Origin of the sequence: Corallococcus silvisoli, assembly GCF_009909145.1 — a bacterium.
Lineage (GTDB): Bacteria > Myxococcota > Myxococcia > Myxococcales > Myxococcaceae > Corallococcus > Corallococcus silvisoli.
In genome coordinates, this window is sequence record NZ_JAAAPJ010000001.1 from 945,963 (window position 1) to 967,512 (window position 21,550).

General features: G+C 69.9%; 19 protein-coding genes. 4 read left to right on the forward strand and 15 right to left on the reverse strand.

What is annotated here, in order from left to right; translation table 11 throughout:
• Positions 1-10 precede the first annotated feature (10 nt).
• From GTY96_RS03820 to GTY96_RS03840, 5 genes are all read right to left on the reverse strand, one after another.
• On the reverse strand, positions 11-2,263 hold the full coding sequence (locus tag GTY96_RS03820) for a serine/threonine-protein kinase (protein WP_161663861.1): 2,253 nt from the start codon (positions 2,261-2,263) through the stop codon (positions 11-13).
• A gap of 150 nt (positions 2,264-2,413) precedes the next feature.
• A complete protein-coding gene (locus GTY96_RS03825) occupies positions 2,414-4,381 on the reverse strand; it encodes a serine/threonine protein kinase (RefSeq protein ID WP_161663862.1) in 1,968 nt (655 codons plus the stop codon).
• A 126-nt stretch (positions 4,382-4,507) separates the two neighbouring features.
• Positions 4,508-5,407, reverse strand: coding sequence for a glycoside hydrolase family protein (locus tag GTY96_RS03830; protein WP_235685303.1), 900 nt, complete (start codon positions 5,405-5,407; stop codon positions 4,508-4,510).
• Between the two features lie 60 nt (positions 5,408-5,467).
• On the reverse strand, positions 5,468-6,538 hold the full coding sequence (locus GTY96_RS03835; RefSeq protein WP_235685304.1) for an MBL fold metallo-hydrolase: 1,071 nt from the start codon (positions 6,536-6,538) through the stop codon (positions 5,468-5,470).
• A gap of 115 nt (positions 6,539-6,653) precedes the next feature.
• Positions 6,654-8,198 carry an ELWxxDGT repeat protein gene (locus GTY96_RS03840; RefSeq protein WP_161663864.1) on the reverse strand — a complete coding sequence of 515 codons (1,545 nt, stop codon included), beginning with the start codon at positions 8,196-8,198 and terminating at the stop codon, positions 6,654-6,656.
• 151 nt (positions 8,199-8,349) lie between these two features.
• On the opposite strand from GTY96_RS03840, the gene GTY96_RS03845 reads away from it, so the two are divergent.
• Positions 8,350-9,720: a TAXI family TRAP transporter solute-binding subunit gene (locus tag GTY96_RS03845; RefSeq protein WP_161663865.1), complete on the forward strand. Its 1,371-nt coding sequence runs from the start codon at positions 8,350-8,352 to the stop codon at positions 9,718-9,720.
• Position 9,721: 1 nt separating this feature from the next.
• Here GTY96_RS03845 and GTY96_RS03850 read toward each other — a convergent pair whose 3' ends face one another.
• Positions 9,722-10,060: a tellurite resistance TerB family protein gene (locus tag GTY96_RS03850; protein ID WP_161663866.1), complete on the reverse strand. Its 339-nt coding sequence runs from the start codon at positions 10,058-10,060 to the stop codon at positions 9,722-9,724.
• 200 nt (positions 10,061-10,260) lie between these two features.
• Here GTY96_RS03850 and GTY96_RS03855 point away from each other — a divergent pair, with 200 nt between their 5' ends.
• Positions 10,261-11,331, forward strand: coding sequence for a helix-turn-helix domain-containing protein (locus GTY96_RS03855; protein WP_161663867.1), 1,071 nt, complete (start codon positions 10,261-10,263; stop codon positions 11,329-11,331).
• Here GTY96_RS03855 and GTY96_RS03860 read toward each other — a convergent pair.
• Entirely contained in the window at positions 11,326-12,207 is an 882-nt protein-coding gene (locus tag GTY96_RS03860; RefSeq protein ID WP_328700758.1) for an alpha/beta hydrolase, read from the reverse strand. The two genes, GTY96_RS03855 and GTY96_RS03860, sit on opposite strands and share 6 nt — an antisense overlap.
• A gap of 2 nt (positions 12,208-12,209) precedes the next feature.
• Positions 12,210-13,169, reverse strand: a complete 960-nt coding sequence (locus tag GTY96_RS03865; protein WP_161663869.1) for a TIGR01777 family oxidoreductase — start codon at positions 13,167-13,169, stop codon at positions 12,210-12,212.
• Positions 13,170-13,445: 276 nt separating this feature from the next.
• Here GTY96_RS03865 and GTY96_RS03870 point away from each other — a divergent pair, with 276 nt between their 5' ends.
• Complete coding sequence (locus GTY96_RS03870; RefSeq protein ID WP_143898624.1) at positions 13,446-14,300, forward strand: endonuclease I family protein; 855 nt, start codon at positions 13,446-13,448, stop codon at positions 14,298-14,300.
• Between the two features lie 10 nt (positions 14,301-14,310).
• Entirely contained in the window at positions 14,311-14,961 is a 651-nt protein-coding gene (locus GTY96_RS03875; protein WP_161663870.1) for a YwqG family protein, read from the forward strand.
• A gap of 10 nt (positions 14,962-14,971) precedes the next feature.
• Here GTY96_RS03875 and GTY96_RS37440 read toward each other — a convergent pair whose 3' ends face one another.
• From GTY96_RS37440 to GTY96_RS03910, 7 genes are all read right to left on the reverse strand, one after another.
• Entirely contained in the window at positions 14,972-15,571 is a 600-nt protein-coding gene (locus tag GTY96_RS37440) for a hypothetical protein (RefSeq protein WP_235685305.1), read from the reverse strand.
• A complete protein-coding gene (locus tag GTY96_RS03885; protein ID WP_143898628.1) occupies positions 15,568-16,590 on the reverse strand; it encodes an SHOCT-like domain-containing protein in 1,023 nt (340 codons plus the stop codon). The genes GTY96_RS37440 and GTY96_RS03885 overlap by 4 nt, the downstream gene beginning before the upstream one ends.
• A gap of 4 nt (positions 16,591-16,594) precedes the next feature.
• Positions 16,595-17,026: a DUF2089 domain-containing protein gene (locus tag GTY96_RS03890; RefSeq protein ID WP_143898630.1), complete on the reverse strand. Its 432-nt coding sequence runs from the start codon at positions 17,024-17,026 to the stop codon at positions 16,595-16,597.
• 41 nt (positions 17,027-17,067) lie between these two features.
• Positions 17,068-17,808 carry a YqjF family protein gene (locus tag GTY96_RS03895; RefSeq protein WP_161663871.1) on the reverse strand — a complete coding sequence of 247 codons (741 nt, stop codon included), beginning with the start codon at positions 17,806-17,808 and terminating at the stop codon, positions 17,068-17,070.
• Positions 17,809-17,892: 84 nt separating this feature from the next.
• Positions 17,893-19,041, reverse strand: coding sequence for an acyltransferase family protein (locus GTY96_RS03900; RefSeq protein ID WP_328700778.1), 1,149 nt, complete (start codon positions 19,039-19,041; stop codon positions 17,893-17,895).
• Positions 19,042-19,156: 115 nt separating this feature from the next.
• Positions 19,157-20,869, reverse strand: a complete 1,713-nt coding sequence (locus GTY96_RS03905; protein WP_235685306.1) for a fatty acyl-AMP ligase — start codon at positions 20,867-20,869, stop codon at positions 19,157-19,159.
• Position 20,870: 1 nt separating this feature from the next.
• Positions 20,871-21,488 (reverse strand): outer membrane beta-barrel protein, encoded by a 618-nt coding sequence (locus GTY96_RS03910; protein ID WP_143898636.1) that lies wholly within the window; start codon positions 21,486-21,488, stop codon positions 20,871-20,873.
• Positions 21,489-21,550 lie beyond the last annotated feature (62 nt).

Consider the following 21,550-nt stretch of genomic DNA (forward strand, 5'->3'; position numbering starts at 1 on the left):
CTTCGCCGCTTCAGAAGTCCCGGAGCAGCTCCCGGGCCTTCTGCGGGCTCGAGTAGTTCCTGCGAATGAAGAGCTGCGCCCGGTCGTTGGCGCGCTTGGCCTTGGCGGGCTCGCCAATCAACGTATAGGCGGTCTCCAAGCCCACCCAGGCCCTCCGGTTGCTGGGGTTCTGACGGGTGACGTCCTCGAGGAGCCTCACGGCCTGCTTGCGCTCGGACGGGGTCGCCTTCTGGAGCTTGATGAGTGTCAGGCCCAGCTCGAGCTTGGTATCGGCCGAGCCGGGCCTCATCGCGAGCGCGTTCCGGTAGGCGGTGGCCGCCTCCGGGTATCGCTCGTTGCTGAAGGCGGTGCGGCCGGCTTCCATCATGTCCGCGAAGGTCTCTGGCTGAGCGATCCGGCCCGTGGCCGACGACAGGGCGTCCGCCTCGTCGAGGATCTTCACCACCTTCTTGCGGCTGGGGTGCGTGGCGGGAGCGAACTCCAGGAAGCGTTGATAGTGGTTCACGCTGGTGCGGGTGTCATTGGCGCGCGCATACAGCGCCCCCAGCAGGAGCTGACACTCGGCCTCGCGCGGGAACCGCGTCCCGCATTGATGCGCCAGCGTCAAGGCGGCCGGGAGGTCGCCTTGCACCGTCAGCTCCTGGATACGGCTTCGCAGTTCGTCCAGGGAGGGTTCGGAGGGCTGGGAGGCTGCCTCCACGGGAGGCGAGGTGTCGCCTTCGAGGGCCCTCAGCTCGGCCGTCACCGAGGCCCTTCGGGAGTCCTCCGGCGGCACGAGGCTCAGGACGGCCCGGTAGTGGAACGCGGCCAGCGCGGTGTTCTGGCGCAGGGCGTGGGTGCTCGCGAGCATCCAATGGCAGTCGGGGTTCTGGGGGAGGGCGTTGAAACACCGGGTCGCGAGCTGCAATGCCTCTTCCAGGTGTTGCTCCTTCTGGAGTTGAGTCACGGTCCACCGAGCCTTCGCGATCCCAGCTTCGTCCCATGTCTCCATGGGAGGCGCCTGGAGGGCTCCGGGTGGGCGCTCCATGGGGCGTCCCCCTCCGTGCGTGGCGGGGGGCGGGCTGGTCGACGTGAGCAGCCAGAAGCAACCGGCCCCCACGGTCAGGAGGGCGGTGCTCAACCCCACGGCCAGCTTCCTCGAACCAGGGGGCGCGAGCGCGTCAGGAGGGTCCGCCTCGGGCCCGGGCTCGGCGCGGGGGGACCTCCGGGTATTGCCCCGGACGTGGGAGGGCGTGGGCTTCCGGGCGAGCGCCGCCCCTGGTTCCCGCCAGGACCGCATCTCATCCAGGAAGGCATTGGGGATGGAGAGGTCCCGGCCCTGTTGCGTCAGGTCGTCCCGGAACATCACCCGCAGCAGGTGCGCGAGGCTGAGCGAGGAGAAGCGGGGGTGGTGGGCGTACAGGAACTCCGCCAGGGCTTCTCCAAACGCATGGCTGGACTCGAAGCGCTGGGACCGCTCGGGATGCAAGGCCTTGAGGACGATGGCGTTGAGCGCGGCCGGCAGGTCCGGCCGTAACTCCCCTGGGGGAGGAACCTCGCCATGGGCCACGCGCGTCATCACGACGTGGGGCGGTCCTTCCACGGGGAGCCTGCCGCAGAGCAGTTCATACAGCACGACGCCGGTGGCCCAGACATCGGTGCGAGCATCCACGTCTTCGCCGCGCGCCTGTTCCGGGGAGAAGAAGAGATATTTGCCCTTCACCACGCCCGGCGCCGTCTTGAAGCCGCGCAAGAGTTGCGCCTTGGCGATGCCAAAGTCGACGATCTTGACCTGACCTTCGTAGCTCACCAACACGTTGTCGGGAGAGATGTCCCGGTGGACGATACCCAGGGGCGTTCCGCTGCCGTCCGTGCGCGTATGGGCGTAGTGAAGGCCGCGGCACATCTCCATCGCGATGAAGACAGCGACAGGGAAGGGCAGCGCGGGCATGCCCTCGCGCATCGCGCGCTTGAGGATGCGGTGGAGGGGCTGTCCGTCCACGAACTCCATGGCGAGGAAGTACTCCCCGTCCACGCGGCCGAAGTCGAAGACCTGGGCGACGTTGCCATGGGAGAGCGTGGCGGAGATGCGCGCCTCGCTGATGAACATGGAGATGAAGGCTTCGTCGTTGGCGTACTCCGGGAGGACCTTCTTGATGAGGACAGGCTTGGTCACGCCCGCATCCCCTACCAACTGGGCGCGCCACGTCTCCGCCATGCCGCCCCGGCCCAGCCAGGACACCAGCTCATAACGCCCGAAGGTGTCGCCCGCTTGGAGTGCCATGGACTGGCATCCTATTGCCAGATTTCCATGGTGCGAAATGGCGGAACGCCTGACGGGAATCCGGGACAGCAGATCGGCGGTCCAGGGGCATCAACGCCACGGCCAAGACACATTCGAGGTCGACTGCCCTGGAGGGCAATGACAGGGGCTCTACCGGGAGGTCTTCTTGGTGCTGCCGAGGATGTTGATGACGCGCGCACGTTTGGGATGGTCGATGGGGGCGATTCCCAAGAACTTCTCGTAGTGCTGTTCGCTCTGCTGGGCGTTGCCTAGCTTTGAGTGGATGTAGCCCAGGGAAAACTCGCAGTCCGCGAACGTGGGGTCGGCTTGGATGCAAAGCTCGGCTTTCGCGAGCGCGGCAACGTACTTCTGCTTCGTGGTCAGGTCGTCGGCTTGTTGGCGCAGGTTCGCGGACGCCTGGAGGGGGCTTCCGGTGGGAGCTTGGGGAGGGCTCGTATCCGCCGCTCTGCCTTCGACTTCGAGTTTGCTCAGGGCTTTGATGACGAGGTCCCTTTTCGGGTAGCCGTTCGGTGTGAGTTCCACGAACTTCATGTAGTGCGCGTGTGATTCCTTGAAGTCCTTGAGGACGGCATTGACGACGCCCAGCATCAGATGGCACTCGGGTGTCTGTGGATAGCGCCTCAAGCAGTCATTCGCGAGCTCCTGTGCCCTGGGTACCTCATGCTCGCGAAGTGCCAGACGGACCGCTTCTTGAACCTCCTGGAGATACGTGGGGGGCGCTTGAGGGGAGGCCTTCGCGACGACTGTCTTTTCGTCGAAAAGCGGCGGTCTGGCAGGGGCTGGCTCGGCGACCTTCGTCTCGGTGGGCGGCTCGACCTTGACGGTGGGGAGGATGGGACGGGGCGGGGGAGCCGCGGATTCGATCTGCGATGGGTGCGGCTCCTGCAGGATCAGGAACCACAGGCACGCCCCCACGGTCAGCAGTCCTCCCGCGCTCAGTCCGTAGATCAGCCGGCGCGAAGCACCGGACGAGGCTTCGAGGGCGTGGGGCTCCGTCGTCTCGGTGGGGACGGGCGGACTGACAGCCTTCAGTCGCCGGGTCTGCCGCTCGCTCACGGGCGGCAGTGGGGGCGCGGGCTCGGGCAGGGGCGTGGGCTCGCGCCAGGACTTCATCTCCTCCAGGAAGGAGCCCGGGACGGACAGCTCCCGGCCTTCCTGCACCAGGTCTCCGCGGAACAGCACCCGCAGCAGGTGCGCGATGCTCATGGAGGAGAAGCGCGGGAAGTTCGAATACAGGAACCCGGCCAGCGCATCCCCGAACGCATGGCTGGATTCAAAGCGCAGCTCCCGGTCCGGAGTCAGCGCCCGCATCACGATGTCATTCAACTCCTGCGGCAGGTCCGGTCGGAGCACGCTGGGCGCGGGAATCTCTCCGCGACCCAGGCGCATCATCACGACATGGGGAGCCCCCTCCACCGGGAGCTTTCCGCACAGCAACTCGTAAAGCACGACGCCGGTGGCCCAGACATCCGTGCGCGCATCCACGTCTTCGCCGCGCGCCTGCTCCGGGGAGAAGAAGAGGTACTTGCCCTTCACCACGCCCGGCGCCGTCTTGAAGCCTCGCAAGAGCTGCGCCTTGGCGATGCCGAAGTCGACGATCTTGACCTGACCTTCGTAGCCCAGCAGCACGTTGTCCGGAGAGATGTCCCGGTGGACGATGCCCAGGGGTGTTCCACTGCCGTTCGTGCGGGTGTGCGCGTAGTGCAGCCCCCGGCACATCTCCAGCGCGATGAAGACGGCGACGGGGATGGGCAGCGCGCTCATGCCACTCTTCACGGCGCGCTTGAGGACGCGGTGGAGGGGCTGGCCGTCCACGAACTCCATGGCGAGGAAGTACTCGCCATCCACGCGGCCAAAGTCGAAGACCTGGGCGACGTTGCCATGGGACAGCGTGGCGGAGATGCGCGCCTCGCTGATGAACATGGAGATGAAGGCCTCGTCGTTGGCGTACTCGGGGAGGACCTTCTTGATGAGGACGGGCTTCGTGACGCCCGCATCCCCTACCAGCTGGGCACGCCACGTCTCCGCCATGCCGCCCCGGCCCAGCCAGGACACCAGCTCATACCGCCCGAAGACGTCTCCCGCTTGGAGTGCCATGGGCTGGCATCTTAAGCCAATATTTCAAGGAACCCACGAAACGCCGAGTAGTCTCCTTCGCGTCTGTTTAAACCCGGAGGATTGCCCTTGTGCCCACGGGGCCGTGTGGGGCGGAGACTCACCCCGTCAAGGGGACGGCTTGGAGCCATTCGCGGCCAGCGTGACGTACAGGTGTCCCAGCTCCGTCAGCACCCCGGAGGCGCCCAGCAGGTTGATGGAGGGGATCTCGTTGTTGCGTCCGGAGAACCACGCATAGCGCTCGATGGCGGGCTCCGACTCCAGATACTCAATGGCAGTCACCATGTACTGCTTCTGCACTTCGACGGTGATTTCATTGTGGGGGCGGTCGCCGCAGGCGAACTCCGTCAGCCACAGGGGCTTGTTGTACTTCTTGAACTGGCCCACGTACCACTTGAGGGCGCCCACGTCGCACGCGTACCAGTGGATGGCGATGGCATCCACCTGGCAGTTCGCGCAGGCCTTGAAGAAGGCATCCAGGTACACGACCGGGTCGTTGAAGGTGACGCCATCCTCCGAGACGCAGTCGCCGCAGTAGTTCACCGCCGGGGACACCAGCTTCAGTCCCTTGCGGCGGGCCACCTCTTCCAGGACGGGCCAGAGCGCCGCGGCCTGCCGGGGCGTCTTGTTCGCCTGGAACTTGAAGTTGGGCTCGTTGAAGCCCAGCAGGTGCGTGGCGCCGGCTGGAATCTCCGACTCGAGCTGAGCCACCGTGGGCGTGCCGCCCCAGGCCATGGGCACGAAGGAGACGTTCTGGGAGGAATAGACGCTCGCCGCGCCGTCCTCGGGCCGGGGCGACCAGTTGTACCACCAGCTCATCCCGGGGGAGAGCGCCTTCAGGTCCGCCGCCGAGTGATAGCCATACGCGATGCCCCGCTTCGAGCTCTTCGCGACGCTGGCGGGTGGCGTCTGCGTCTGGGGTTGCGCTTCCGACGCGGGGTCGCATCCCATGAACGAAGACAGCAGGACGGCCAATGGCAGCGCGAGGACCAGCCGGGAGCGGTTCATGGCGTGGACTCTACGCCCGCGCGACGGGTGGGCGTCGAGTCCTCCCCCTGTCGGCAGCCTTCAAGGGGCTGGCTGCGCCACCAGCCGCGGCTCGCCCACATCGCGCCACCACGGCGTCACGCCCTCCACGCGCGCGGGCTCCAGGCTCCGGCCCAGGCCGGGCGTGAACAGGCGCACCTGCTGCTCCGTGGCCAGCTTCACCAGCGTCTCCGCGGGCTCGTCCCACGCATGCAGCGCCAGGTTGAAGGTGCCCCAGTGCACCGGCATCAAGACGCCGCTGCCCAGCATCGCGTGCGCCTTGAGCGCGTTCTCCGGGCCCAGGTGGATGCCGCCCCAGCTCGGGTGGAACGCGCCCACCTCCATCATCACCAGGTCGAAGGGGCCGTGACGGCGGCCAATCTCCTCGAACTCGGAGGTGAGGCCGGTGTCGCCGCTGAAGAACAGCCGGTGCTTGTCGGTGGTGAGGACCCAGGACGCCCACAGCGTCGTGTTGCGGTCGCCCAGGCCGCGGCCGGAGAAGTGCTGCGAGGGCGTCGCGGTGAAGCCCACCGGGCCCACGCGGTGCTCCTCCCACCAGTCCAGCTCGGTGATGAGCTCCGGGGCCACGCCGAACGCCTCCAGGTGGCGCCCCACGCCCAGCGCGGTGATGAAGGGCACCCGCCGCTTCGCCAGCGCGTGGATGGTGCTCCGGCACAGGTGGTCGTAGTGGTCGTGGGACACCAGCACCGCGTCCAGGTCCGGCAGCGCTTCGACGGGCACGGGCGTGGCGTGGAAGCGCCGGGGACCCGCGAAGGACAGGGGCGAGGCCCGCTCGCCGAAGACGGGGTCGGTGAGCACGCGCGCCCCGTCCACCTCCAGCAGCATCGTGCTGTGGCCCAGCCAGGTGACGCGCAGGCCCGTGTCCGGCGCGCGGGCCCAGGTGCCGCGCGGGTCGTCCACCGGCAGGGGGCCGGGCGGGGTGCGCTGCGTGCCGCCGAAGAAGTACTCGCCCAACAGGGGCAGCGGGTTGCCCTGGAGGCCGGCCGCCACCGGGGCGGTGTTGCGGAAGCCGTGGCCTTCGAACTGGCGGGAGGCCCGGCTGCGCTCCTGTCGGAGTCCCGCGCGGCGTGCACTGTCACTGGGAGTCGGCATGCGCGTGTGTCTAACACCCATGTGCCCTCCCGGCACGGTCACTCGCCTGGAGCCCCGGCGGGTGGGGCACCGTCCCATCGTCCGGCGTGGGACGGCGCGAAGAGGCAGCAGGTGCCTAGTGTGCGTCCTTGGCCCTCACGCACCCGGTCCGCATCGTGGCGGACCAGAGCTGGCCGGCCAGGGTGTCGTCGTAGGCGCTGAAGTAGACGCGGGTGCCCAGCAGGAAGTACTCGCGCGGGTAGGAGGACGGATCGAAGCCCTGCGTGCTGATGTTCTTGAGGCGGTAGGTCCCGGAGGGCGTGCCGTTGCTCACCCAGGGCTCGATGCCAAACTTGCCCCCCTCGTCCGAGCTGAAATAGACGAGGTTGTCCGCCACGGCGAGCAGCGGCGAGCCGTACTCGTCCGACAGGCTCAGCGGCCTGCGCAGCAGCGTGGTGCCCCCGGCGGTGCCATCCGTCACCCAGAGCTGCGTGTCGCGGGGCGCCGGACCTTCGCTGCCGATGTTGACGGCGAAGTAGAGCTTCGTGCCCCCCGGGGCGATGCTCACGGCGTCGATGCTGGGGAGCGCCACGCCCTTCGTGGCGTAGTCATTGGGCAGCGTGACGACGGGCGTGGGATTGCCGCCCGTGAGCGGCACCCGATAGATGACCATGTACTGGGTGCTGTAGGAGGTCGACGTGAAGTACGCGAACCCGCCCAGCTCACCCAGCACGCGCACCGCGCGCGTGGGACCGAAGGACGCCAGCCGCACCGTCCCACCCTCGGTGCCGTCCGACTTCCACAGCTCCGTCAGGGTGCTGTTCTCGTCCAGCGTGAAGAGGGCGAGCGTGCCCGAGCTGCGCACCTCGGAAGGGTAGGTGTAGGGGCCCGCGTCCAGCCGCTTCAGCTGGAAGGTGCCCCCGGCGGTGCCGTCCGTCCTCCACAGGAGGGTAGCGCCGCCGCTCTCCCGCACGAAGAGCAGCCGCGCGTTGCCCACCTTCGTGTCCGCGAAGCTCACGTACACGTTGGAGCCGAAGTCGCGCAGCAGCTGCGTGCCCGCGCTGGTGCCGTCCGACTTCCACAGCTCGAAGCGGGGAGAGGACGTCGCGGGGTCGGTCCGCTCCCTCATGAACACCAGGGTGTTGCCCACCGCGGACAGGTCCGCCAGCGTCGAGTCCTGCGGGCCCGGCGTCAGGTCCTTGACGAGCCGGGTGCCCGCCGTCGTTCCGTCACTCACCCACAGCTCGCTGCCGGTCGCCGTGTCCGTCGCCTGGAAGAAGAGCTGGGTGGAGGTGGGGGTGAGGTGCGCCAGGAAGGGCGTGAAGTTGCCCGCCGTCGCCGGGAAGGCCCTCACCTGCGTGGTGCCCGCGTCCGTGCCGGTGCTCCGCCACAGGGCGCCGCGGCCGTCCTCGTAGTTCACCGCGAAGTGCAGCGTCCCCTGGAAGTTCACGAAGCTGCTCGGCCCCAGCGCATAGCGCGGGAGGCCAATCTGCGAGGGCGGGAGGATGGTCTTCACCCGCTGGGTGTTCGCGGGGATGGGGGCGCAGTACGCCTCCGCCGCCACTCCTGGCTCGGAGGTGGGCTCCTGTACGAGGCCGTCCTCCGCCCCGTCCGGAATCGCTCCCCCGCAGCCCACCCCCACCACCAGCAAAGACATCACCCACCCGCCGCGCCACCCCATGCGACACCCCTTCAAATAAGGCCTGGGAGGGAGGGTGTGTCGTGAAGGTGGAGGCGCCAAGTGCCCCCGGGTCGGGACGTGCTCGCCTGCCTGGGCCGACGCGGCGTGTGGCGCGGCCTCGCACGGCGCGGTCGCTATACTGCGCATCCCCATGAAGACGGACACGCTGAAAACGCAGCTCAAGCGCACGCTGCGGCGGGACCTGTGGTTCGCCATCGCCCCCGCGGTGCTCGTCATCGCGGCCGCGTTCGCGGTGACGTTCTACTTCGTCAAACCGGCGCCCCCCAAGACGCTGGTGATGGCGCTGGCGCCGGACGAGGGCGGCTTCAACTACATGGCGAAGCGCTACCAGAAGTTCCTCGCGCAGCACGGGGTGACGCTGGAGCTGCGCACCACGCAGGGGTCCGTGGGCAGCGTGGCCCAGCTGAACGCGGAGGACAGCGGGGTGGACATCGCCTTCGCGCAGAGCGGCACCACCGGCGGCAAGGGGCAGGAGGCCCCGGAGCACGTGGTGTCGCTGGGCAGCCTCTCCTACGTGCCGCTGTGGGTCTTCTACCGGGGCGAGCCCCTGGACGACGTGCGCGGCCTCGCGGGCAAGCGCGTCGCGGTGGGCCCGGAGGAGAGCGGCACGCGCGCGCTGGCGCTGACGCTCCTGAAGGCGAACCGCGCGGACGCGGCGCCCACGGAGCTGCTGCCGTTGGACCGGGACGCCGCCATCGACGCGCTGACGCAGGGGAAAATCGACGCGGTGTTCCTGGTGGCCCCGGCGGAGTCGCCGCGCATCCAGAAGCTGGCCGCGGTGAAGGACGTGCGCCTGCTCAGCTTCACGCGCGCGGAGGCGTACACGCGCCGCTACCCGTACCTGTCGCGCCACGTGCTGCCTCGGGGCGTGTTCGACTTCGCGCAGGACGTGCCCGGACAGGACGTGGTGCTGCTCGCGCCCAACGCGCTGCTGCTGGCGCGGGACTCCCTGCACCCCGCGCTCGCGTATCTGCTCATGCGCGCCGCCAGCGAAATCCATGGCACGGCGGGCCTCCTGGACAAGACAGGGGAGTTCCCCGCGCCGCTCGCGGCGGGCTTCCCCCTGAGCAGCGAGGCGAAGCGCTACTACGCGTCCGGCGTGCCGCTGCTCCAGCGCTACCTGCCGTTCTGGGCGGCGAACCTGGTGGACCGGCTGTGGGTGATGCTGGTGCCCATCATCGCGGTGGTGGTGCCGCTGGGGCGCGCGGTGCCCGCGGCGTTCCTCTGGCGGGTGCGCTCGCGCATCCATCGTTGGTACGCGCGGCTGAAGGAGATTGAAATCCAACTGGAGGAGGACCCGGACCAGGAGATGCTCCAGGCCATGCTCAAGCGGCTGGAGGAGGCCGAGCGCGAGGTGAACCGCATCGCGGTGCCGCTCGCCTACGCGGAGAACCTGTACTTCTTCCGCGAGCACGTGGACGTCGTGCGCCGCCGGCTCACCCGCAGGCTGGCGGGCGCGCCCGAGCACAAGGACGCGCCGCCGCTGCAGGTGACGGGCTGACTCAGGGCACGAGGCCGAGCATCTGGCGCAGCTGCCGGACCATCTCGATCTCGGCTTCGTGAACGTGGCCGTCCTTGGTGATGAGGGCGTGGACGGCTTCGAGCACGGCCTTCGGGTCCTCGCGCAGCACGCCCAGGTTCGGGGGCGGGAGGGGCAGGCCGTCCTGGAGGCAGCGGGTGAGGGCGCTGAGCTCCGTCAGGGGCACGCTGAAGCCACGCGCGGTGTCGATGATTTGATCGATCTCCTCGCGGGTGACGCGGTCGTCGCTGGTGGCCACCTGGAGCAGCAGCTTGATGACCTCGATGTGGAAGTGGGTGTCGGGGGACGACGGGGCGGCCATGTGGGTTGGATCCTCCAGGGCGGTCCAGGCTGACCTGCCTGGGGGGAGACGTCCAGGGGGAGATAAGGGCGCCGCCCACCGGGGGAAAGGGGGGAGGGCCCCGGGGTCGCCGCTGACATACCTCCTTGGGGGGATGGGCATGGGGGGCATGCGTGTCATGCTCACGAGGTAGGGATTGCGACTCGGGGGAGGTACCCAACATGGCCAGGTCACGGAGATTCACCGCGCAAGAGGATGCCTTGCGCTTCGCGCTGTACCAGGACCTCATTGGCGTCCGGACCTACGAAGACATCCACGTCGCCATCGAGAGCCGGATTGCCCAATTGTGCCGGGCGGATCACCTCGCGGTGGGGTTCGCCAACCTGGATGGCTCCGTGGGGCTGGAATGGAAGACGACCACCGCCATGCCCCTGCTCAAGGATTATAGCGAGTGGGCCCCCAGGGACTTCGTCTTCCAGTCCACGGTGATGCAGCCCAACATCGTGCTCAGTGACACGCAGATGCTCCGGGGGCTGCCGTTGGAGCGCACGGAGACCTATCAACGCAGCCGGGACGCGAGGCTCCGGCTCGAGCATGTGATGGCGGCCCTGCTCTTCGAGGACCAGCAGGGGCTCAAGGGCGGCCTCGCCGTCTACAGCGAGTCCCGGCCCTTCTCCGAGCTGGAGCAGTCGAAGCTCCAGGCGCTCATCCCGGTCATCAAGGCCGCCGTGACCTCGGTGCAGCACCAGTACGCCGTCCGCTTCGAACGGGACCTCATGAAGGCTCTGTCACTTGAACTGGGCGCCGCGATGGTGCTGACGGCCATGGGGCGGGAGCTGGTCCGGACGGAGGCGGCCACGCGGCGGGTGTCGAAGTGGTTCGCCCCCAGCGAGCTGGGCGCGGGGGGCGTGCCGGAAGAGTGGGCGACCCGCGTGAAGAGGCTGTCGAGCATGGACGGCCCGCCGGAGCCGGAGTGGACCCACTCCGTGAAGAATGGCAACGGCGAACAGCTGTTCGTGACGTTCACCCCGTCCACGGTGCTCTATGGCGGGCGTCTGACCTGGCAGCTGCGCATCGAGGAGCGCGTCTTGTCTGTCTTGCAGGGGTGGCGCGAGAGCCTGACGCCCAAGGAGCGCGAAGTGGCGGAGTGTCTGCTCAAGGGCCTGGCCAACAAGGACATCGCCGGCTCGGTCGAGTGCAGCGAGCAGACGGTGAAGAAGCACGTGGCCAGCATCTTCCGGAAGGTGGGCGTCGGCTCGCGGGCGGAGTTCATCGCCCTGGCCCTCTCATAGCGCCGGGTCGAAGAACTCGCGCAGGTGCCGGGCGTAGCCCTCGGGGTCCTTCTGGGCGTACTCCCCGTGGGCCGCCTCCGGCACCACCCACTGCCGCCGGGGCTCGCAGGCGGCGCGGTAGAGGCTGCCGTCCTTCTTCAGGGGGCCGTCGGGGTCGCTGCCCCCGTTGATGAGCAGGAGCGGCCGCCCCTCCAGCCGGCACATGCCGTCCACGGGCCGCACCGCCCCCACGTCGATGCCCGCCCGGCGCAGCCCCCACAGCACCGCCCAGGTGCTCAGGCCGTAGTGCGAGCCCATGTCCCCCGCGAGGTCCGGGAACGCGCCCGCCACCGCCACCGCCTTCACGCGCGGGTCCTCCTGGGCCACCAGCAGGGCCGTGGTGCCCCCCAGGGAGAAGCCGAACAGGCCCACCCGGCCAGGGGTCACGTCCGGCCGGGCCCGCACGAAGGCCAGCGCCGCGCGCACGTCCTCGCGCTCGCTGTCTCCCCAGCCAATCGCGTCGCCTTCGCTCTCTCCCTGGCCGTGCAGGTCGAAGAGCAGCACCCCGTGCCCCGAGCCCGCCAGCACGCGCGCTTCGAAGAGCAGCCGCGTGCGGTTGTCCGCGAAGCCGTGCACCAGCACCACCGCCGTCCCGTCGCGCGACGGCCGGTACCACCCGCGAAGCTGGCGCCCCGCCGCCGGGAAAGACACCTCCTCCAGGTCCGTCAGCGCGTCCGGGCCGGAGGGCCGTGTCACCGGGAGGCGTGCCGGGTGCACCAGTCCCCGCGCGATGCGCAGGCCCCGCACCGCCGTGAACCCTCCCACGCCCACCGCGCCGACGACGAGCGCCAGCGCCAGCAGGCGGACCCCATGGATGCGGTACTTCCTCGAGGACACGGTCAGCTCCGGACGGCCCCGCCGCCCCGCCAGCGCTCGACGAGGTTTCGCACGGCGGCTCCCCATTCGGGGTACTCGAAGGAGAAGCCCGCGTCCAGCAGGCGCCCGGGCACCACGCGGCGGCTCTTCAAGAGCAGCTCCGTGTCCGTGCGCATGAAGAACGCGCCCACCTCCAGCATCCACTTCGTGGCGGGCAGGCCCACGCTCACGTTCGCCGCCTCGCGCAGCCTCGACATCAGCTCCCGCTGGGGCAGGGGATTCGGGGCCGCCAGGTTCACCGGCCCGTCCAGGTCGTCCCGCTCCAGCAGCAGCTGCACCGCGCGCACGAAGTCCTGGTCGTGGATCCACGACACGTACTGCCTGCCGCTGCCCGCCGTGCCGCCCAGCCCCCGGCGCGTCAGCCCCAGCAGCACGTCGAAGATGCCCTCCCGGTCCGGGCTCATCACCATCGCCGAGCGCAGCGCCACCCTGCGCGTCTGGGGCGTGGCCGCCTCCATCAACGTGCGCTCCCAGGCCCGCGCGATGTCGATGCTGCGCTTCCAGTACGCCGGCACGCCCGGCTCGTCCCCACCAATGAGCCCCGTGGCCTCGTCGTTGGGCGCGTCCAGCCGGTGCGCGTACAGCGTCGCGGTGCTCATCTGCAGCCAGACGCGCGGCGGGCGCGCGGCCCGCTGGATGGCCTCGCCCACCACCCGCGTGGAGTCCACCCGCGAGTCCATCATCTGGCGCAAGTTCTCTTCCGTGTAGCGGCAGTTCACGTTGCGCCCCGCCAGGTTGATGACCGCGTCGGCGCCGTCCACCTCCTTCGCCCAGTCTCCCAGCGTCTTCCCATCCCAGGGCACCGTGCGCGCCTCACCCCGGCCTCCCCGGCTGAGCAGGACCACGTCATCCCCCCGCGCGACGAGCGCCCTCGCCAGCAGCGCGCCCACCTGCCCCGTGCCACCCGGAATCACGACCTTCACGGACGAACCCCCTCGTTCAGCGTGTCGCCGGAAGCCATAGCGCGCCCCGCGCCCGCGCCGCCCGGCGCCAGAATCCAGGCCCCCCGCTCGTCCTGGTCCCGCCGATGAGCCCTGCTTTTCCGGCCTCCAAGGGCCCGGTGATGGGCGTTTCCCGGGATGTCACGGGTTGGATGGAGGAAACCAACCGCCGCGGAGGGAAAATGCGACGCGTCACGCAACTGGGGGCCCGTCCCGGCGAAAATGGGTCATCCCCCACCTCGAATCATGAGGGCCGTCATGATCATCTCGTCCCGCCCGCTCTCCGCGCCCCGTACCTCGACGGCGTCCTCGTCGGCCTCCAACTCCGCGACTCGCACCCCGACGGGAGCCTCGTCGGTCTCCAGCTTCGAGGCGCGCGCCCCGGCGAAGACGAAGACGCCCCCGACGAAGACGCCTCCGACGAAGACGCCCCCCGCGCCTCAGGGGCCGGTGGAGACGCCGACGCCGGAGCCCACGCCGTCGACCGGCTCGGATCCGCGCTACGACGGGCTGAAGGACCAGGCGCTGATCAACGCGCTGCACGACGCGGTCTCCAAGCACAAGGACCTGGGCTACAACCAGGCGCGGAAGATCATCTTCACCACCCTGGACAACCACGACGGCATCGTGAAGTGCGTCTACACGGGCAAGGAAACGAAGACGAACAAGATTCCCAGCAGCAACGTGATGAACACCGAGCACACCTGGCCCCAGTCCAAGGGCGCCACGGGCGCGGCGAAGGCGGACCTGCACCACCTGTTCCCCACCGACAGCAAGGCGAACTCCGTCCGGGGCAACTACCCGTTCGGCACGGTGAAGAACGTGAAGTGGGAGGAGAACGGCGCCAAGTTCGGCACCGACGAGAAGGGCCGCACCGTCTTCGAGCCGCCGGATTCGCACAAGGGCAACGTGGCGCGGGCGCTGTTCTACTTCTCCACCGTCTACAACAAGCACATCCCGGCGGACGACGAGGCCGTGCTCAAGCAGTGGAACAAGCTGGACAAGGTCGACGCCGCGGAAGTGCAGCGCAACGACGCCATCGAGACCTACCAGCAGAACCGCAACCCCTTCGTGGACGATCCGACGCTGGCCGACCGCATCGCGGACTTCTAGAGTCCGCGGCATGTCCCCACCGTTCGCGCCCTTGTGGGCGCTCGTTCCTGGCCTCACCGGCGTGCCCCTCTTGAAGGTGGGGGGGACGCCTGACGCGCCGGGGCCCCTGGAGTGGCCGGCCTGCGCGATGTGCGGCGGGCCGCAGCGCTTCCTCTTCCAGCTCCCGCACGTGGAGGGGCGGCTGGACCTGGCGCCGTACGCGTCGGTCCACGTCTTCCAGTGCGAGAACCCCGACACCGTCTGCTTCCGCTGGGACCCCGAGGAGGGCGCCAACGCCGCGGTGCCGGTGACGGCCGGGGCGCCTTCCGTGAGCGCGCCCCCGGCGCCGGTGAAGCCGTACGCGGAGTGGACGCTCGGCTTCGAGCCCGCCACCGAGGACACCGAGGCCCTGTCGGTGGACGTCAACGAGGCCACCGACGAACAGCTGGCCGAACTGGACCGCGCGCAGGCGGAGGCCCCGGAGAGCAAGGTGGGCGGCGTGCCCGGCTGGCTCAACGGCGAGGCGACCCCCGAGTGCTGTGACGCCCCCATGCGCTTCGTCGCGCAGCTCTCCGCGATGCCGTATGGCCTGGACTTCGGGGACAACGGCCGGGGCTATCTCTTCCGGTGCACCCGGGAGGACTGCGCGCGCCCCTTCCGCTTCCTGACCCAGGGGGCCTGAGCGCGCGCGGTCAGCGGAGGTCCTTCAGGCGCTTCGCCATCAGCGTCGACGAGTCCTCCAGCCACTGGATGCAGAACTCCGCGTTCACCCAGATGCCCTGGGCCACTACCTCGACAAAGGCAGGCGGCACCCAGGCGATGAGGTAGTCCTCCGACTGGGTGGGCGACTCCGGATCCTCGCGGAACATGCCGACCCAGGTGTCCCAGGGCGGTATGTTGTCCACGTCGAAGTAGCCGCCCGTCGCGAGTTCGGCGGCGCCGTCACAGGTGTTGTCGTCCGGGAAGTACACGAGCAGCCTGCCGCCCTGGAGCAGGCCCTCCGTCCGGGGCGGCTCGGACGGCGCCGGCATGCCGCGCAGGGCATGGCACCGCTCGTCGATGACCCGCTCCATCATCTTGAAGCGGTTTTCATCCACCATCACCCTGGGCTGGAAGGTGTTCGTGCGCAGACAGGTGGCCGCCGCTTCCGGCTTGGCCTTGGGGCCGCACCAGCGGATCGTCTCCGCCAGCACTTTCAGCAGGGCGTCCTGGCCCCACGCGCCATCGGGGATGTCGTACAGCAGGCGTGATGGACCGGGCTCCCGTCCCGGGGGACGCGCGAGAAACCTCATCGCTGCATCGCCTTCAGCAGCTTCTGGGCATCCTCGGCGCTGAGCTTCCCGGCTTCCACCAGGTCCAGCACGCGGCGCATCTCGTCGTCGGGGATGCCTCGGGGCGGCGCGGGGGGCTGGGGCGGCATGGGCGGCTGGGGCCGGCCGCCGGGGTTCGCCCAGGGCGGAGCGCCCCACGAGTTCGCCCACGCGTGCGCCCACCGGTTCGCGTGGCGCTCGGCGCGGCGCTGCCAGCGCTCCGCCTGCCGCTGCCAGCGCAGCGAGTCCTCCTCCCACGACTCCGCCTCGTCCTGGCGCGAGCGTCCCGACTCGCGGACGCGCACCGAGCCCAGCTCCGTCTCCAGCACCAGCGTGGTGGCCGCGCGCGGGTTGGAGGGGTAGCGCGTCTGCTCCGAGCCCAGCTGCGTGCGGGCCGTGATGTGCACGTCCAGCCCCGGCACCAGCCGCAGCTCCACCGCGCCCACCTGCGTCCGGATGCGGTGCTCGCCCTCGTCCAGCGCGTCCACGTCCACCTTCACCACGCCCGCATGGGCCTCGATGTCGAGCGTGCCGCCCATGCGCTCACCGAGGATGCGGCCCGCGCCCGTGCGCAGGCGGAGCTTCCCGTGGACGTCGCGCAGGTTCGCCGTGCCTGCGTCGGTGGACAGCTCCAACTGGCAGTCCTTCAGGCCGGAGACCCGCACCGCTCCCGCGTCCAACTGGAGCTTCGCGCGGACGTTGGCCGGCACGAACAGCTCCGCGTGGCCGTCCTGACGCCAGAACATGGACAGGAAGCCCGCCTCGCGCGGCACCAGCTCCACCTTGGTCAACCGGCCGTGCTCGTGGATGCGCGCCTCCACCCGCCCGTGCGTGACCAGGTAGGGCTTCTCTCCCTCCGGCAGCGGCGACACGACGAGCGCCGCGGCCGTGGCGTGCAGCTCCAGCTCCGCGTGCTGTCCCCAGGGGATCGCGTGGCGCTGGGCGCCGTCTCGCGGAGGGGCGGAAGGGTCGGAGGACGGCGTGACTTCAGGGTCCATCATGGGGTTACTCCCGTGTCTTCTTGAGACGTTGGGCGGCCTCGTCCGCGTCGATGAGCCCGGCCGCGAGGTCATCGAGAATCTGCGCCCGGCGCGAGGAACCCCGCTCGCGGGCCGGAGGCGGCGGGGGCGGCGGAGCCGGAGGCGGCGGCCCGCCGGGCGCGTGTCCCAGGGCCTCCACCACGTCGTCCAGCCGCGCCACCACCGTCGGATAGGAGAGGCCCAGCGCCTGCTCCACGTCCTTGATCTTCCCCCGGCAGCCCATGAACACCCGCACGAACGCGAGCTGCTCGGGCGACAGCTGCTGCACCCAGCCCGTCGTGAAGCGCCCCTCCACCGCGCAGGCGCACCCGTCGCAGCGCACCCGTTCGATGACGGTGCCTCCTCCACAAACGGGACAGCGGGTCGGTACGGGCCAGGTGGGCTTGGAAGTCGTCATGGGGTTCAGAAAATCAATTCGTGAATTGAGAATATTGATTTCTACGGGCTTGGCAAGGGCGAGAATTCATTCCCAGGAAGAACGGACACTTCCGAGCCGGTGGCCACGAAGGCGGACGAGGGCGTGCCCTGGAGGACTCCGGCGAACGTGGGGCCGTAGAAGCGGGCCACGTCGCAGTCGAAGGCGGTGTCCGTGGCCTGCCAGACGCTCCAGCGCGGGTGCTCCACGCGGTACTCGGCGCAGCCGCCATCGCGCTGGGCGGTGTAGCCCCAGTAGTGCTCGGTGATGAACTCCTCCTGGGAGCCGGGCTCGCTCTGGGCCGGAGCGCCGAGCGTCCGGGCGGACAGCTGGTGCCAGCGGCCGTGGGCCTTCCAGGCGTACTCGACGTGGCCGGGGGCGCCCGTGTCCGCGCCGTCCATGGCCACGGTGTGGCGCATGGGGTGCGCGACGTAGGGCTCGTTGTAGAGGACGCGCGCCACGGTGGCGATGGCGAGCCGGGGGACGACCTCCCGCACGAACACGACGCCCCGCCGCCAACCGTCGGGGCCCAGTCGGCGCACGTAGAAGCGCAGGTTCACTTCATCGAAGTCCCGGTGGAGCGGCACCGCGAACCCTCGCACGCGCGTGTCGAGGAAGCGGAAGCCGACCATGCTCGCGAACGTGTGGCCCTGCCACGTGTCGAGCTCGGTGCCCCGGGGCACGAGGGGCCGGAGCACCGCCGGATCCACCTCGTAGTTGAGCATCAGGAGGTACCGCCACGTCGCCGTCAGGAAGGGGCGCATGCGCGACGTTTAGCGCGCGCGCGCCCCCAAGGCCCAGGCCGTGCCCCCTCCGCGGCTTCTGTCGCGCAGAAGCGCGGCGTGCCTTCAGGAGGTGGCGGACCGCAGCGGCCGCGGTTCGCGCACGAGCCGCCGCTCCAGCCGCTCGCGCCACTTCAGCGCGGGCTTCTCCACCCCCTGGTGCAGCGCGAGCGAGGCGAGCAGCACCGCCACGACGCCCCCCACCAACGTGACGGGATGGAACGCGTCCATGCCGTGGGGCTCCAGCCAGACGCGCACCCCGTGCTGCATGGCCTTGTGCGTGAGGTAGACGGTGAAGCTCAGGACCGCGAAGGTCCGCACGCCCGGGATGCGGGCGCAGACGCGGGAGACCGCCGGGCCCGCCATGGGCATCAGCAGGGCCGCGTAGCCGAGCGCGGCCAGGGGGAACGCCAGCACGGCGTAGGGCAGGTACCGGAAGTGCTCTTCGTTGAGGTACGTCACCCCGCCCAGGCACGCGAGCCCGGCGAGCCCCAACCCCAGCGCGGCGCGGCCTCGCGTCCAGCGCTCCCACGCCTGGGGCCGGAAGGCGCGCAGGGCCGCGATCAGCACGCCGCACGTCAACCCATCGAGCCGCGCGTACGTCGGGTAGTACAGGAGCATGTCGTAGTCGCGCCAGCCCGCGTCGTCCGGACCCAGGGCGCCGAAGTAGCGCAGCCACAGGCCGCCCCGCAGCAGCATGCCGGCCAGCAGCAGGGCCACCGCGCCCGCGATGAGGTGCGGCGCCCGGATGCGCCCGCGCAGCGCGAGCACGGTGAGCGGCAGCACCAGGTAGAAGTGCTCCTCCACGCACAGCGACCACGCGTGGGAGAAGCCATTGATGCGCAGGCCGAAGTTCTGCGTGAAGGTGAGGAAGCGCCACGCGGCGGTTTCGACGGGGCGCTCGCTCCAGGCCGGGACGAACAGGTACAGGCCCAGGACGATGAGGAAGGGCGGCAGGATGCGCAGCGACCGCCGCAGGTAGAAGCGCCGCAGCGACGGGGTCTCGCCTCGCGCCACCTGCTCCAGGAGCTGCGAGCCGATGAGGAAGCCGCTGAGCACGAAGAAGAGCTCCACGCCCGTCCAACCGAAGTTGGCGATCATCCGGTAGGTCTCGTGACCCTCCGGACGCGGGTAGTGGAAGAGCATGACGGTGACGATGGCCAGGCACCGGAGCAGGTCCAGGCCGGCGAGGTGGCGCGGTTCGGTGGCGTTCAGCGGAGTGGGCTTTCAGCGGGGGGATGGACCGGATGCTAGCAGCGCCCGGCGCTTCCGCCAGGGCGCCTCCGCGCTCCCTTCCGTGCGACTTCAGCGACTCGCTGACGGTTGCTTGCTAGGCGTGGATTTCACGAAGCCCACCGGAGAGGAACGCCTCGCGCGTGGCCTGTCGTTGGACCTTTCCGCTGGAGGTCTTGGGCAGGCTCCCCGGTTCGATGAGCACCACCGCGTGGGGCCGCACATCATGCGTCGCCGCGAGCCTCCCCCGGATGGCGCTCAGCACCGGCGCCGCCAGGCCGTCCCACCTGCTGGGGTCCACCTCCTGCACCACGACGAGCTGCTCCTGGCTCTCCAGCTCCACGCCGAAGGCCACGCCGCAGCCGGGGCGCAGCGCGGGGTGGCTCTCCTCCACCACGATCTCCAGGTCCTGTGGGTACAGGTTCCGGCCCCGCACGATGATCAAATCCTTCGACCGTCCCGTGACGTACAGCTCCCCGGCGTCCAGGAAGCCCAGGTCCCCGGTCCTCAGGAAGGGCCCGTCCCCCGTGGCGGTCCTCGCGCCGAACACCCGCACGGACTCCTCCTCCCGCCGCCAGTAGCCCCGCGCCACGCTGGGCCCCTTCACCCAGACCTCGCCCACCTCGCCCGGTGGCAGCACGCGGCCGGTGTCCGGCTCCACGATGCACAGGGATTGATCCGCCAGCGTCACGCCGGAGCCCACCAGCGTCCGGGGCCGCTGCTCGGGGGCTCGGGCCTGGCCCGCCTCCAGGGCGGCGACATCCACGTCGCGCAAGCGAGGGGCCGCCTCCTTCGCGCCGCCGGACACGATGAGCGTGCCTTCCGCCAGGCCGTAGCACGGGTAGAACGCCTCGCGCCGGAAGCCGCACGGCCCGAAGGCCTCCGTGAACCGCGCCAGCGTGTCCGGGCGGATGGGCTCCGCGCCGCAGAACGCCACCTCCCAGCGGCTCAGGTCCAGGCCCTGCCGTTCATCCGGCGGAATCCTCCGCACGCACAGGTCGAACGCGAAGTTGGGGCCGCCGCTGATGGTGCCGCCAAAGCGGGTCAACGCCTCCAACCAGGCGCGGGGCCGCTTGAGGAACGCCAGCGGTGACATCAAGGCCGTGTGGAACCGCTGGGCCAGGGGCACCAGCACGCCTCCGATGAGCCCCATGTCGTGGTACGGCGGGAGCCAGATGACGCCCACGCTGTCGTCGCGCGTCTGGAAGGCGCGGCGGATGGCGTCCAGGTTGTGCAGCAGGTTGCCGTGGCTGAGCATCACGCCCCGAGGCGTGCCGGTGCTGCCGGACGTGTACTGGAGGAAGGCCAGGGAGTCCGCCGTCACGTCCGGCCGCCTCCACGCGGACGCATCCCCTGGCTCCAGCGCGTCCGTCGCCAGCCACTTCAGCTCGCGCAGCTCGGGGGCGTCCGTGAAGAGGAACTCCGCCATCGACAGGAGGGTGGACGTGGTGAGCACCACCGTGGCCCCCGAATCCGCGATGAGCGCTCGCAGGCGGGGCAGGGTGCGCTCCAGCCGCGACGGCACGGGCGGATAGGCCGGCACCGCCACCAGCCCCGAGCAGACGCAGCCGAAGAAGCCGGTCAGGTAGTCCACGCCGGGCGGATAGAGCAGGACCGCGCGCTCGCCCTGGGGGGCGAGCCCCTGGAGCGCGGTGGCGATGCGCCGGGCGCGGGTGGCCAGCTCCCCGCGCGTGAGCGTCACCTCCGTGTCGTCCTCCTCCAGGAAGGTGTAGAGGCGCGGTTCCGGCCCCGGGCCGCCAGGGGCTTCGAGCAGGTCGATGAGTGTGTGGGGCATGGTCGTGGTGGGCATGTCAGTAGCTGCCGCCAATCATCAGCAGGCCCGTGTAGCGGCCGTCGCCCGCGCCCAGGTTCCGCGCGGGCGCGAAGTCCTGGCCGAAGAGGAAGCTGTACGTGCCGCGCACCTCGGCCGTGAGCGTGGGGTTGATCTTGAAGCGCACGCCCGCTCCCACCGGCGCGTAGCCTCCGGTGTCGTCGATGAACTGGTAGAAGTTCCCCTCGCGGACCGAGTAGCGCTCGAGCCCGATGCCTCCCAGCACGTAGGGCTGCAGCCGCGTGGGCGTGAGGTTCACGGTGACCGCCGCCTGCCCGCCGTTGCGCACGATGTCCGGCGTGACGAACGAGGGGTTCTCGGAGACGGACATCCCGGCGACACCGCCGCTGTAGCCCAGCTCCATGCCCAGGTAGTCATTGACGCGGTAGCCGACGACGACGCCGTAGGACGGCCCGGCCTCCAGGTTGGGCGCGAGCTTCCCCGTGTAGCCCTCCACGCCCAGGCCCAGGAGGAAGTACGGCCCCCTCCAATCCACCCAGCCCACCCGGGTGGGGGCGTCCGGTGGTGGATCCTGGGCCTTCGCGGCTCCACCCGCCAACCCCGCCAGGCAGAGTCCCCATGCAATGCCTCGCCTCATGACCGCTCCCTTCGTGTGTTGCCTGTGCGTCCTCAACGTGGCCGTTGAGGGAGGGGCGGACA